General features: G+C 28.5%; 10 protein-coding genes and 1 pseudogene. 7 read left to right on the plus strand and 4 right to left on the minus strand.

What is annotated here, in order from left to right; genetic code table 11:
• Nucleotides 1-422: 422 nt before the first annotated feature.
• Both argS and bioD read right to left on the minus strand, forming a co-directional pair.
• The gene (gene argS, locus LPC16_RS04095) at nt 423-2180 is read right to left on the minus strand and encodes an arginine--tRNA ligase (protein WP_229636914.1); all 1758 of its coding nucleotides are present in this window, start codon (nt 2178-2180) and stop codon (nt 423-425) included.
• A gap of 171 nt (nt 2181-2351) precedes the next feature.
• The gene (bioD, locus tag LPC16_RS04100) at nt 2352-3023 is read right to left on the minus strand and encodes an ATP-dependent dethiobiotin synthetase BioD (protein ID WP_229636915.1); all 672 of its coding nucleotides are present in this window, start codon (nt 3021-3023) and stop codon (nt 2352-2354) included.
• A gap of 1373 nt (nt 3024-4396) precedes the next feature.
• Here bioD and LPC16_RS04105 point away from each other — a divergent pair.
• Nucleotides 4397-5281: pseudogene (locus tag LPC16_RS04105) on the plus strand (ferredoxin--NADP(+) reductase); the annotation flags it as partial.
• A 219-nt stretch (nt 5282-5500) separates the two neighbouring features.
• Here LPC16_RS04105 and csaB read toward each other — a convergent pair.
• On the minus strand, nt 5501-6538 hold the full coding sequence (gene csaB, locus LPC16_RS04110; RefSeq protein ID WP_229636916.1) for a polysaccharide pyruvyl transferase CsaB: 1038 nt from the start codon (nt 6536-6538) through the stop codon (nt 5501-5503).
• Between the two features lie 175 nt (nt 6539-6713).
• On the minus strand, nt 6714-8018 hold the full coding sequence (locus LPC16_RS04115) for an O-antigen ligase family protein (protein WP_229636917.1): 1305 nt from the start codon (nt 8016-8018) through the stop codon (nt 6714-6716).
• 878 nt (nt 8019-8896) lie between these two features.
• Between LPC16_RS04115 and tpiA the strand changes: the two genes are divergently transcribed.
• The 6 genes from tpiA to LPC16_RS04140 all read left to right on the plus strand — a co-directional run bounded on the left by tpiA (nt 8897) and on the right by LPC16_RS04140 (nt 13591).
• Nucleotides 8897-9613 carry a triose-phosphate isomerase gene (gene tpiA, locus LPC16_RS04120; RefSeq protein ID WP_229636918.1) on the plus strand — a complete coding sequence of 239 codons (717 nt, stop codon included), beginning with the start codon at nt 8897-8899 and terminating at the stop codon, nt 9611-9613.
• 53 nt (nt 9614-9666) lie between these two features.
• Nucleotides 9667-10509, plus strand: a complete 843-nt coding sequence (gene folP / locus LPC16_RS04125; protein ID WP_040055014.1) for a dihydropteroate synthase — start codon at nt 9667-9669, stop codon at nt 10507-10509.
• 299 nt (nt 10510-10808) lie between these two features.
• Nucleotides 10809-11768 (plus strand): sirohydrochlorin chelatase, encoded by a 960-nt coding sequence (locus LPC16_RS04130; protein WP_040055015.1) that lies wholly within the window; start codon nt 10809-10811, stop codon nt 11766-11768.
• A 116-nt stretch (nt 11769-11884) separates the two neighbouring features.
• Nucleotides 11885-12109, plus strand: a complete 225-nt coding sequence (sipA, locus tag LPC16_RS04135) for a regulatory protein SipA (RefSeq protein WP_040055016.1) — start codon at nt 11885-11887, stop codon at nt 12107-12109.
• A gap of 1196 nt (nt 12110-13305) precedes the next feature.
• Nucleotides 13306-13440 carry a hypothetical protein gene (locus tag LPC16_RS06190; RefSeq protein ID WP_261345096.1) on the plus strand — a complete coding sequence of 45 codons (135 nt, stop codon included), beginning with the start codon at nt 13306-13308 and terminating at the stop codon, nt 13438-13440.
• Between the two features lie 43 nt (nt 13441-13483).
• Nucleotides 13484-13591, plus strand: a complete 108-nt coding sequence (locus LPC16_RS04140; RefSeq protein ID WP_229636919.1) for a hypothetical protein — start codon at nt 13484-13486, stop codon at nt 13589-13591.
• The last annotated feature ends 15 nt before the right edge of the window (nt 13592-13606 follow it).

Genomic DNA, 13606 nt, shown 5'->3' on the forward strand with positions numbered 1-13606 from the left:
ATACAGCCAAACTAGTTCAAATCTTACTGAAGAGTTTATGATTTATGCATTTATTTTCAAAAAACTTTGCTAATCCTTTAGATTCAGTTAATGATTACTTTACATTACTTAATAATAAAAACAAAGTTATTAACGGTTTAGTTATTTTTAAACTTTTAAAAAAATATTCAAAATAAGTTTAACTTCATTCAGAATTAGCACTTGTAATAGATTTACGAATACTAATTTAAATAAAATACATTTTATTAAGTATTTTTAGAAGATGATATTATATGTTTAACTAGATTTTAAAAATTAAACCAATAATAAGTAATGCTTACCAATAGTTAATCCTAAGTTTTATAACATTTTTGATAACTGAAATTTACATTTTTTCTTATTTATGTAGATTTTTCGATAAATAATTTATAAGAAAGGATAATCTACATTCTTTCTAATACATCAATTCCCAATAAAGAAAGACCTAAATTAAGAGTCCTAGCTGTCAGATTACATAGTATTAATCGAGAAATTTTAACAGAATCTACTGATTTTAATACTGGACAATTTTCATAAAAACGGTTGAATCTTTTGCTTAATTCATATAAGTATTCACAAAGACGGTTAGGAAGAAGCGTATTCTCAACTATTTCAATTACTTCATTTAGTTGTAATAAATACTTAGCTAAATCTATTTCTGTTTCGTCCTGCAAAATAATTTTATTACTTTTTTCTAAGATAGCATAATCTATATCTTCTTCTCTTAAAATACTTTTAATCCTAGCATAGGCGTAAAGCATATAAGGGGCAGTATTACCCTGCAATGAAAGCATCTTGTCATAACTAAATACATAATCACTATTTCGATTTTGGCTAAGATCAGCATATTTCACAGCACCAATACCTACTACATTAGCTACATTGTCGATAAATTCTTGAGACTCCTGTCGACTTTCTGTCTGTAACCGATGTTCTAAGTTTTCACGGGCATAATATACCGCTTTATCCAATAAGTCTCTAAGCTTAATAGTTTCGCCTGAACGAGTTTTTAATTTTTTTCCATCTTCTCCTTTAACGAGACCGAAAGGAACATGTAACACATTAGTCTCTTCTGATAAAAAACTAGCTTTTTTAGCAACCTGAAAAACTTGTGCAAAATGATTAGATTGTCCTGCATCAGTTATATAAATAATACGTTTAGCTTTATCTATATCAATTCTATATTTCAAAGCAGCTAAGTCTGTAGTAGCATAATTGTAACCATCGTCAGATTTTTGAACAATTAAGGGAAGAGGATTACCATATTTATTCGTAAATCCTTCTAGGAAAACACATTTAGCTCCATCATTGACTTCTAAAATTTTTTGTCTATCTAAATTATTAATAGTTTCTTCTAAGAATGGATTATAAAAAGATTCTCCTCTTTCAATCAGTCGAACTTTTAACATATCATAAATAAATTGAAACTCTTGGCGAGACTGTTCACATAATAATTTCCATGCCCTACGATGCTCTTTATCACCTAACTGTAATTTAACTACTGCTTCTCTAGATATTTTTTGAAATTGAGAATCTTCATCAAAACGTTTTTTTGCTTGTTTATAGAAATTGACTAAATCTTTAATTTGCAGGGCATTCGCTTCACATAAGGCATCAGGAAATACTTCTTTTAGATAAGAAATAAGCATTCCAAACTGCGTTCCCCAATCTCCCACATGATTTAATCTCAAAACATCATGACCTATGAATTCTAGAGTACGGGCAAGAGAATCACCGATAATAGTAGATCTAAGATGACCAACATGCATCTCCTTAGCTATATTTGGACTAGAAAAATCAACAATTATTTTTAAGGAATTGTTAGTTTTCACAATTCCTAGTCTTTCATCTTCATATAATAATTTAAGTTGATTCTCCAAATAACCTTTATTAATTCTTAAATTAATAAAGCCAGGACCACCTATAGAAGGAATATCATATACTTGGCTTTTAGGTAAATTTTCAATAATTATTTGAGCGATCTCTTTTGGTTTTTTTTTTAATTTTTTAGATAATGAAAGAGCAATATTTACTTGGTAATCTGCATATCTAGAATCTTTAGCTACTGATACTTGAGGATCAGTAGTTTTCAATTCTTCACCAAATGATGTAACCAGTGCATAGCTAAAATCTTGAATTATTTTTTTATTAAGAGGAATCATTTAAATTATTAATGTTCTAAAAAGGCTAGCATTTTTAGGTTATCATAACAAAGACTATAGATATTCTAGATCATGATAAAAGTTGAATAAATCCAATATTTTATTTATAAAAAATAAATAGATTAGGTAAAAAAATAGATTATTACTTTGATTTTAAATAATAATCTGATTTTAATAGAATAGAAATTCTAAATCAATTTCAGAAGCAGCATTGAGTAATTCTTTAGTATCTTCTGTATCTTTTATATAAGGCAATATCCCTAAAACTGGAATATGTGTTAGAGATTGAACAAGATTAACTGGTACTAGATTAGAAATTTTTTCTTGAGCAAGAGGACATATACAATTTAATATTATTCCTTTCACATTCACTTTATTCTTCACTGCCAATGCAATATTAGCTACTACTTGGTTAAGCGCACCTGATTCTACTGACACTATTAAAATAGTGGGTAGATACCATATTCCAACAATATCAGATATTAATAGTTCTTTCGTAATAGGAGAACCTAAACTATTTGCTCCTTCGACTAAGACGAAATCTAATTCTTTCTGTAAAGAACTTAATTTTTCCCATAATTCACCCAAAAGATTAGAGCATAAATCATTCAAACTCATAAGAGTTTCAAAATCAGGTAGTTGACAATTAACAATTTTTGTATTACTTGATGAATTAGAAAGAAAACTCTCTAGTAGTTTGTTTTCATGTTTTTCTTTCTGTATTAGTTCTATAATACCTAAAGATTTTTCAGAAAAATAGGTCTGCCTATAAATAGCTAAAATTTTTGTTAGTAGAGTTTTTCCAGAATTTGGGACTGTTCCTGTAATAAATAAGGTTTGCATTTAATTATGTAAAAAAAACGATTTGTTGACTTATTAGGACTATGTGCTTATTAAAAATATTTTTTTTATAAATTAGTAAACATATTCTAAGAGTAAGTTAATATTTATTTCCATGCAAAAAATCACTATAAATTTCTATGACATATATAAAATATAGTTTTTCTAAAAGATTATATAACTGAATCATGCAACATATAAATTTTAATAAAATATAAGCATTAATTATATTTATATAAAGATAATCAAATCATGTAAACTTAAAAGAAGACTACTAAAATTCTTATATTATCAAGATCAGTTTCACTCTTTAGTGATATCTCTAATTAGAAGTAATAATTTTTTTACTCGGCACACAAAAATAAAAACGTTGTAATCATATTATCATGATAATTTGAGTGCAATACCTAAAAAAAGCTTGGCAAAATATAGATAGACAATAGTAAAGTAATATCTTTAATTTACTATTCAGAATGTATTGAAGCAAATAATATTAAAATAACAGTAGTTCACCAAGGTATAAGTGTAACTCTAGCACTGTTCTTTTATCTAGACATAGTTATCATACAGATTACTATGCTATACCAGTTCTTGAATTAACATTTTTACTTTTATGATGATAGATAAAGCTTTATATGTTGAAAATATTTAGATTGTCAGAATTTCAATTATAAAAATTTTGGTTGCTATCTAAGTAGCACTTCACTATAACAAATGCTAATAAAAATTAGTATATTATTTTGACTAGAAATACTTTTAAAATTTATTAATAAATATCAAATGAACAATATTTCTTGCTCAAAAGTTTAGACTAAGAAATATTCAATTAAATTCTATTAACTAATAATAAATTAATAAGCATGTTTATACTATTTAAAGAGCAATATAAAAAATACGTAAGTACTCTTAATAAAATTAGAAAATAGAAATATTTTCTCAAAAACGAAAGATTATGTAAGCTTAACAGACTTTCATCTGATACTAAGCTAATCTAAATTAATGCATTAAATTAAATTTGTTACTCATTTGATTTATAGCTATATTTTTCTAACTTTTAGTTGATACTAATGTAGATAGAAAGATTATGATATAAATTGTGGGTTAAGAAAAATAAATTTACTTTTTAGACTTAGTAATAACTTTAAGTCGATAAGTAAATAAAGTTGTTAGATGCATATTTATAATGATGATTACAAAATTGACATCATTTTAGTGTATGTATTTAAGTTCACAGAAATAATGTAATTGCATTGCATTATGAAAACTAAGTCAATCGGTACTTACATACTGTGAAATCTGTCTCCAACTACTGCAGTGGAGTAAAGGTTATTTAACCTCTGTAAACACGTAAATAAAAAACTAAACCTATGAGCGCAAAAACAAAAGTTCCTGTTAATATTTATCGCCCTCAGAGTCCATACATTGGTAAGTGTTTGGAAAATTATTCTTTGGTTAGTGAAGGAGGTAGTGGAATTGTTCAGCATTTAACATTTGACTTATCTGCTGGTGATCTTCATTATCTGGAAGGACAAAGCATTGGAATTATCCCTCCTGGGGTTGATGAGAAAAAAGGAAAACCTCATAAGCTAAGACTATACTCTATAGCGTCTACTCGTCATGGAGATAAAAATGATGATAAAACTATTTCTTTATGTATTCGTCAATTAGAGTATCAGCACCCCGAAACTAATGAAACAGTTTATGGAGTATGTTCTAGTTTTCTATGTAATCTTGAAGTTGGTGCAGAAGTAGCTATATGTGGGCCAGTTGGTCAAGAAATGTTACTTCCTGATGATGAAGACGCCAATATTGTTATGTTGGCAACAGGTACAGGTATAGCACCTTTCCGTTCTTTTCTATGGCGTATGTTCAAAGAACAACATACAGATTATAAATTCAAGGGTTTTTCTTGGTTAATCTTTGGTATTCCTTATTCAGCTAACATTCTTTATAAGGAAGATTTAGAGAAAATTCAAGCCGATAATCCTAATAGTTTTGAGTTAACTTATGCTATCAGCCGAGAGCAACAAAATGCTGAAGGTGGACGCATGTATATTCAACATCGAGTAGCTGAACAAGCAGAGAGATTATGGAACTTATTGCAAGATCCAAAGACACATCTCTATATGTGTGGTCTTAAAGGAATGGAAAGTGGTATTGAGGAAGGATTAAGTCCCTATGCTTTACAAAATGGTGTAGAGTGGGGCACTTTTGTCAAACAACTGAAAAAAGAGCATCGTTGGCATGTTGAAGTTTACTAGATTTTAAATATTACTTTTAATTATCTAACAAGGGGGTCAAATTTTTGCCCTCTTTTTTCTTAATTTTTAGAATATAGTTAATTAACTAGGAAATAAAAAGTATTTTTTTGGTGGGCAGCGATTTAATTGCAACTTATAAAATTCTTTATAGAGATAAACTAAATAATTAAGTAGTCAGTCAGTCAAATTATATACAGTGTAGTTATGAAATTAAACATATTATGAAATTACCTGATTAAGTATTTCCTTATGCAGCATAGCACGTTCTTTTAAATCTTTTATTGAACTATCAATCGGTTGCATACTATTAAAAAAATACTCTAGCCATGCATGTTTTATTGTATCTGAATTGTTAGGTAACTGATTAAGTTCCCATCCGGGAATATTTATTTCCTCCATTAAATACTTAACTTTAGGATCATAGCTTAAAGCAAAACATCGCGATTTTTCTGAAGCAGCCATAATTAAACAATGTAATCTCATTCCTATAGTCATATTGATATTTTTAAATAATCCTTTTAATCTTTGTGGATCATCTAATTGAATAATCTCATGAGGCTTTAATAATTGTTTGGAAATAAAATGTGCAATTGCAAGATCTTGAGAAGCTTGAAATGGAACTAGTAATATATACACATTAGTAATTTTTTGAAAATCTACTAATGCATTAGTCAACGTTTTCAATCTTTGGAGAGTTAATGATGGATGATTACGCAAATTAACAGCAACTTTTAGTTGTGAAGTCTTTGGTAAGTCTGATGTATTTTTAGAGTTTAACGTCCAAACTGGATCAGGAGCAATAGAATAGTTGATATTCCATGTCGATAGTAATTCAGCAGACTTATGATCTCTAACGCTAACTGCAGTACACTTAGCTAATATTTTTTGAGTTATCCAGCGTGTAAATTTATAATTTAAAGGCCCTATTCCCTGTCCCCAGGCTATAGTTTTTAATCCTCTTATTTGTGCTAGGCTCATTAACCCTAAGTAATATATTGGACTGGCAAAACTTGTACTATCTTGTATTAAACTTCCTCCACCCCAGATAAAAATATCAGAATATTTTAGAGCCTTCAAAAGTGAAAAAATGTCTCGATGGGGACAAGTTCTCACATTATAATTTTGTTGAGTTTTTTTTGGATTGGCAGAAATAACAATTGGTTCAATTTTTGAAGGTAACATTTGTAATAAGGACATCAATAATGCTTCGTCACCAGCATTTCCCTGTCCATAGTAGCCACTAATCAATGCTTTCATTTTGTCTTTCTTTACATATAAATTTTGTCTTATATGTAGTTAATCACATTTAAGTTTTTCTTGTTTTATTAAAAATACAATTTAATATCAAGTATATTTATCTAATAATTTTTAAACTTAATAAAAACTATCATCAATTATAGGAGTTACATATCAGAGTAAAGGTCTTACTTGACTAGTTAGAACTTTTATTCTGATATGTAACTCCTATAATTGATGATAGCAACAACCATCCAATTACATTGATCTTTAAATCAAAGATACTCACATCAAATAAATTGAAAATAGTACATAGAATAAATGCATTTAGATAAGTAAATAAAAGTAGATTTTTAGTATCGATACTTGTATCTAGAGATATATAGTTACTATAGATTTGTTTTGTTTTGATTAAAATCATAGTAGCTTTTCCTAGAATAGTAGCTACAATTATACTTAATAGTGAAGTTCCAAAAATTCCAATCTCTGATAATAGCATTAAAAATAAATTGTGGGGATGTCCCATCCAGACATTTATTTTCTGTTGATATATAGGAGTAAAATTACGAAGTCCCCATCCCCAGAAGGGACGGCTTAACATCATTTGCCATGCGACACTCCATTGAGTTGTCCTCAAAGCAGTTATATGACGGTCATCATATAATTCATCTGTTAATCTAGCCCAGAAATAATCGGGAATAATCCCACGTATAATATTTTGATAAAAGGGAAGCCAGGCTGCCCATGCGATCAAAAAGACTAATAGTACTATGAAAGAAAGAAACCAGTACAATTCTAAATATGCTATGAAAGCAGTTAAGCTTAATAGTGCAAGACCCCATGCGCTACGGGAATGAGTTAATACTATTCCAAAACCATTGATAAAAACAGCAACTGAAAGAGTTGCTAATTGTAACTTGGTTTGATAATTACTTAAGATTTTCCAACTTTGATAATGATAAATCCACAGACCTATCGATAATGTAAAAGTAGTTACTAAATAAAAAGCTAGAGTATTTGCATACATTAAAAAAGAAGATACTCTTCCTTCAGGACGTCCATATGCAATTAACTGAATACCTACTCTTTTAAGGAGAAATGGAGTTTCCCAGCCATAAAATAACTGCATAAAGCCTAAAAAGCAAATTGGAAGAGAAACTAGTACTAACCACCAGGCAAGGTTGTATAATCTATTATAGCTATTTAATAAAAATGGAAAAGATACTACCATCAAAATGGAAGGAATAAAATTAGCTAATCCTTCGAAACTTAAAATTGGATAAATTGCTATTGTAGAAATAAAAATTAACCAAATAAATAGTATTCCAAAGCTCCAGTTAAGAGGTTCGTAAATTATACTTTTATATTTTTGTTTCCACAGATTTAATATTAATAAGCTTAAAAATATAGCCCCTAAATCTGCAGATATAGGTAAAAAAATTATGCCAGCTTTCAGTAAATATTCAGACCATAAGAAATTCGGATTTTTTAATTGTTTCATCTCAAGTAAAATTGTCTATAGTACATTTATCTCTTAATATCCTGACTCATAAATTTTGCTATGGTAATTTTAGTAACATAATCAACTATAGTACTTTCGTCACTATAATTGTTTTTTAAAAAATCTTCTCGTTTTTTTTAATGAAGAATTTTTCTTAAATAATACACTTGGCAAGAAAAGTTATTGAGTAAAAATAACAAGAAAAGTACTATTATTTTTTTGGATATAAGATTAGTGAAAACGTCCTATACTTGAGCAAAAAAAAACTGTATTGATATCTAATTCTATTAAGATCTAAAATTAGATATCAATAAAATTAGATGTATTGTTTTACTTGCTAATAATACTTTTCATAATTTTATTTGATAGGTGAGTCAAAAATTTGTTTCAATATTTATCTTGAGCATTATGCTAAATCAGATGCCCTTAATTTTAAGTTAACAATAGATATAAATTAAAGTGTTCTTGTAGCTAAAGCCGCTAGTTTCTCTTTGTAACATTGTCAAATTATCGGAAGTAAGAAAAAGAGTCTTTTCTTAATTTTATGTAATTAAACTTTTTAACTCTAACTTTTTATTTTCATCAAACTGAAAGCTTGAGAACAACATAGATGGTTAAATCTATGTTAGAAAATACAGGCCAGGTTAGATAGCTTTTCTTTTGTCGTAACCTCTAGTGTTAAGGTGTATCTATTTAAAAATTGCCCTTTTAAAATAATCTGATGTAAGATAATTTAATGTAAATATTTCTTATAAATTTATTTTAATTTACTCGGTATACTTTCTATGTTTCCTATTAAGACAACTGGTCATAAATACCCTATTCAGATTAAACTAAAATTTATACAGCCACATTAGTATTTATCATCAAGTATAACTGTGAGAAAAAAAATTGTTGCAGGTAATTGGAAGATGCATAAAACTCAGGCAGAAGCTCTAGAGTTTTTCTCAGCATTAAAATTTAACAAAATAAATGGAACAGAAATTGTTCTTTGTGTTCCATTTACCCTATTAAGTCTCTTGTCAAAAAACTTACATGGAGAGGATATTTGCTTAGGAGCACAAAATATACATTGGGCTGAGAAAGGAGCTTACACAGGAGAAATTTCTGGATTAATGTTAGTAGAGTCCAATGTAAGTTATGTGATAGTTGGCCATAGTGAACGCCGTCAGTATTTTGGAGAAACAGATAAAACTGTTAATTCACGAGTTATTGCAGCTCAATACCATGGAATAAAACCAATTCTTTGTATTGGAGAAACTAAACAGCAAAGAGATGCTGGAAAAGCAGAAGAAGTTATTATTAATCAATTAAAACAAGGTTTAATTAATGTAGATCAAGAAAATTTAGTTATTGCTTATGAACCTATATGGGCCATTGGGACAGGAGAGACCTGTGATGTTTCAGAAGCTAATCGCATAACTGGCATTATTCGAGAACAGGTGTTAAATAAAAATATTAGCATTCAATATGGTGGTTCTGTTACCCCTAAAAATATTGGTGCAATAATGTCTCAACCAAATATCGATGGAGTTTTAGTTGGAGGTGCAAGTTTAAATCATGTTAGTTTTTCGGAGATTATAAATTATCAATAGATTAAAAAAAAATTCATTATGAGCAATAGCTTTACACTAAGTAAATTAAGACTATGCGATATCTAACCATTCGAGATTATACTTTTGAATGGGGAAAAAGTACTTACTTAATGGGTATACTTAATGTCACTCCTGACAGCTTTAGTGATGGTGGTGATTTCTTGAAAACAGAGATAGCCTTGTATCATGCTAAAAAAATGATAAATGAAGGTGTTGATATTGTTGATATTGGAGGCCAATCAACTCGTCCCGGAGCTCACAAAATTACTACGAAAGAAGAACTACAAAGAGTAATTCCAATTATTAGAGCACTACGAAGAGAAAGTTCAATACCTATTTCTATTGATACTACGAATTCAGAGGTTGTAATAGAAGCTATTAAGGAAGGAGCTGACATTGTCAATGATATTTCAGGAGGAAGTTTTGACAATAAAATGTTTTCTACTGTATCTACTCTTAGAATACCTATGGTTATCATGCATATAAGAGGAACTCCTGAAACAATGCGTACAAGGTTAAATTACAATAACCTTGTACAGGAAATTATAGAGTGGTTAAACCAAAAAATTACAATAGCTGTTAAGGCAGGAATCGATAAGAGTTATTTAATAATCGATCCAGGGATCGGTTTTGCAAAAAATTCTAAACAAAATATAGAGTTGTTACAGCATTTATCCAGTTTTCATATCTTAGAAAATCCTATATTACTAGGTGTTTCTCGAAAAAGCTTTATTGGGGAGATTCTTGAAGAAAATAATCCTAAAAAAAGAATTTTTGGAACAGCTGCAGCATGTTGTAGTGCCATAGCAAATGGTGTAGACATTCTTCGAGTTCATGATGTTGCACAAATAAAAAACCTCGCAAAAATGGCTGATGTTATTTGGCGAAAACGATAACCTTCTACCCTACAGTGAAGATCCAATTAATTAAATGATTTATTTGTCAAAATCCTGGATTTTTTTAATCTTTGATTAGTTCATGTACAATGTTATTAACACCATTTTAAAAAACTTCATTCAAATAATTATAATAACCAAGATATCTTAAAATATTAAGGTTTACTTCTTATAATATCTAAATGTTTTACTAAAATAGAAACTTAATCATTGTAATAGTGAAATATAGCTACAATCAAATTTTATTTGAGCTATTTTCGGGTAGAGAACTGTAAAATTTAAAGGTTAATGAAAAATTAATGTCTATTGTAAAGCTAGATAATTCTAATCCCCTAAAATCTATTGACTTGCCTCCTTTGCCTTTATTACGCCCTCTTCTAATGATTGGTCATGGTACTAGGGATATTGGTGGGCAAAAAACTTTCCTTGAATTTGCTTCTGTATATCAAGCTTTAGATTATTCTCGTCCTATAATTCCATGCTTTCTTGAATTGACGGAACCATATATTGGCGAAAGTATAAAGCTATGTATATCACGAGGTTTTACAAACATTTCTGTTTTGCCTATTTTATTGTTTGCTGCTCGTCACAATAAATTTGATATTACCAACGAACTTGATCAAGCCAAAAAAAAATATCCTCAGTTGAATTTTTTCTATGGAAAACATTTTGGTATTACACCAAATCTTCTAAAACTATGGGTAGATCGATTAGCTATCTTAGACAGTTCTAAAGTTAATCCTAATAAAGTTAAACGTTCTGAAACAGTATTATTATTTGTTGGTAGAGGTTCTAGCGATCCAGATGCTAATGGAGATGCCTATAAAATTGCTCGACTTTTATGGGAAGGAAGTGGTTATCAAGCAGTAGAAGTCGCTTTTATAGGTATTACTTATCCACGTCTTGAAGAAAGTTTTAGGAAAGTCTACTCCTATCAACCGAAACGTATTATTGTTTTGCCCCATTTTCTATTTACTGGAGCATTAATCAAAAAAATCTTCCAAATTACAATTAAACAACAAGAGTTACATAATCATACTGAAATTGTTTGTCTTCCAGAAATCGGTATACATAATCAATTGCTGAAAATATTGAGAGAACGAGAATTAGAAACCCAAAAGGATCAAGTCAATATGAATTGCGAAATGTGTAAATTTCGTATTGATTCTTTAAATGAAAACATATATTCTCATGATTTAAATCCTGATTATTATATGAATACTAAAAGCTATCATCAAAATATTTGGAAAACTTACTAAAAAATATTAAGTACTTAAGCTTGATTTAATACATGCTGCTAGAAATAGTAGAAAGTAAGGCTAAAAAGATAGATTGTTATCTATAATAAAAATTAGTTAAATACATTATATTCTTTATGAATAAGCCAAAACTTTCTATTGGTAGTAAAGTTTTCCTTCAAAATCGACCTCCTTACCTTAAGACTGCTGATCCTATGCCAATGTTACGACCTTCTGATATTTTAGAGATTGGAGATCAGGGAGTAATTATAGATATTCGTCCTGGAGGATACTGGGGTGTAAAATTTACTCAAGGAACATTCTTAATAGAAGATCAATATATTGCTGTTTTAAAACAATAGTTTAATAATATTAATAACTAGGTCTCTAGTAATCTTATTATTAGTTTTAGGTTGTATTTTACTTTTAATATTTAACTTAAACTAATGTAATTGTATTATAGATATTGTTTTCTGAAAATTAATATTTAATAAAAAAAGAGTAATGTAGATTTTAAGGTTAATAATATATAGTAAATTGTAGTAACGAAAAAATTTATGTAATGTATACGAGGATAAATATGAGTTAGCATATTATTTGTTAAACTTAATCGGTAACTATACATAATAAATAGCTATTTTATGAGACTAGAATATTATTTATTGTTATGGAGTTAGTTTTTGCTAACTTTATTTTATTCAAGTAGTACTATATTGAAAAAGTCTCCATAATAAGGGAAATTCTATCTTAGATAAAAAATATATTATTAGAATCAAGAAAGAATTTTTTAAACAATAGTAAAAAGTAATATTAAACTTACGACTTATCCTACTAGGTACAGTCTATAAATAATCAAGTTACCAACAATCCTTATGGAAAAAAGCTTCCTAAATTAGAATATTCTCTTACTAACTTAGTAAAAATCAATAAAGATAATGTAGTGTCTTTAATAAATGATAATTCTAATTTATATTCAAAAGAATCAGAGCTTAATAAAACTGAGATGATAAATAATCAAGAAAGATTGTCATTATTATTAATAATAAAATAAATCGCGATAATCTCGGTAAAGCAGTGCATGAGTCAGAATATCTACTACCAAGAGGAGGAGTTTACTGGCGTCTGTAAAAGGAAAATTTGGAAGATAATGTTGTTAATCAAAGTAAGCATCTATAATATTTAAAATTATTATTTAAATATTATCCAGAACTTATTCCTGGACATCCTAAAATTCGCAAAATTTCTAAATATAAGTAATCAACAAAAAGAAGTTCTACATGTATTGGAGTATGCAATATATTTGTATCCTAATGAAGCTCCTTTGAAAAATTAGAAGCCTGGTTAACTCTATCTCTTAAAGCCCCTCAATTTATTGCTTCCAATCAAGAGCACTTTCTAACTGAAAAATTTAGGTCAATATCAAGTTAATTTAAAAAAGCATATGACTTGAAACATGCTGAGTAATGCTGTTATGAATGATACAGGAGTTACTGTAATAGGTAATATTTTTGCATCTTTTTCTACCATACAAACAAGTTATCTTCTTTTGTGAGGAGAGTTGGTAGTTGGTGAAAGTTGTATGGAGGGTTTTAAAGATCGTTTTAACTTAGTTCAAGATCAAGAAATAAATCCATATATTAATAAATTTGTAAAAGTTGTTGGAAGAGATGAATTCCAATATAAATTTTTGTAGTAGAGGATAAAATATTAATGCTTTTGTTTTACCTAGAGGTAAAGTGTTTACGACTTTAGAAACAATTGCCAAGACTTCCTCAGAAACTGAAATTACTGGTTTATTAGCCCATGAACTGGCTAATTTTGCTTTGTCGCATGAATTTCAATAAATATATTAGTTAGTA

Origin of the sequence: cyanobacterium endosymbiont of Braarudosphaera bigelowii (genome assembly GCF_020885515.1) — a bacterium.
In the GTDB taxonomy this organism is placed as follows: domain Bacteria; phylum Cyanobacteriota; class Cyanobacteriia; order Cyanobacteriales; family Microcystaceae; genus Atelocyanobacterium; species Atelocyanobacterium thalassa_A.

Coding starts and splice junctions, on each gene's coding strand:
- csaB (WP_229636916.1), bottom strand. CDS start 6,538: ATGAAAGCATTGATTAGTGGCTACTATGGACAGGGAAATGCTGGTGAC.
- sipA (WP_040055016.1), top strand. CDS start 11,885: ATGAATAAGCCAAAACTTTCTATTGGTAGTAAAGTTTTCCTTCAAAAT.
- LPC16_RS04115 (WP_229636917.1), bottom strand. CDS start 8,018: ATGAAACAATTAAAAAATCCGAATTTCTTATGGTCTGAATATTTACTG.
- bioD (WP_229636915.1), bottom strand. CDS start 3,023: ATGCAAACCTTATTTATTACAGGAACAGTCCCAAATTCTGGAAAAACT.
- folP (WP_040055014.1), top strand. CDS start 9,667: ATGCGATATCTAACCATTCGAGATTATACTTTTGAATGGGGAAAAAGT.
- LPC16_RS04130 (WP_040055015.1), top strand. CDS start 10,809: ATGTCTATTGTAAAGCTAGATAATTCTAATCCCCTAAAATCTATTGAC.
- argS (WP_229636914.1), bottom strand. CDS start 2,180: ATGATTCCTCTTAATAAAAAAATAATTCAAGATTTTAGCTATGCACTG.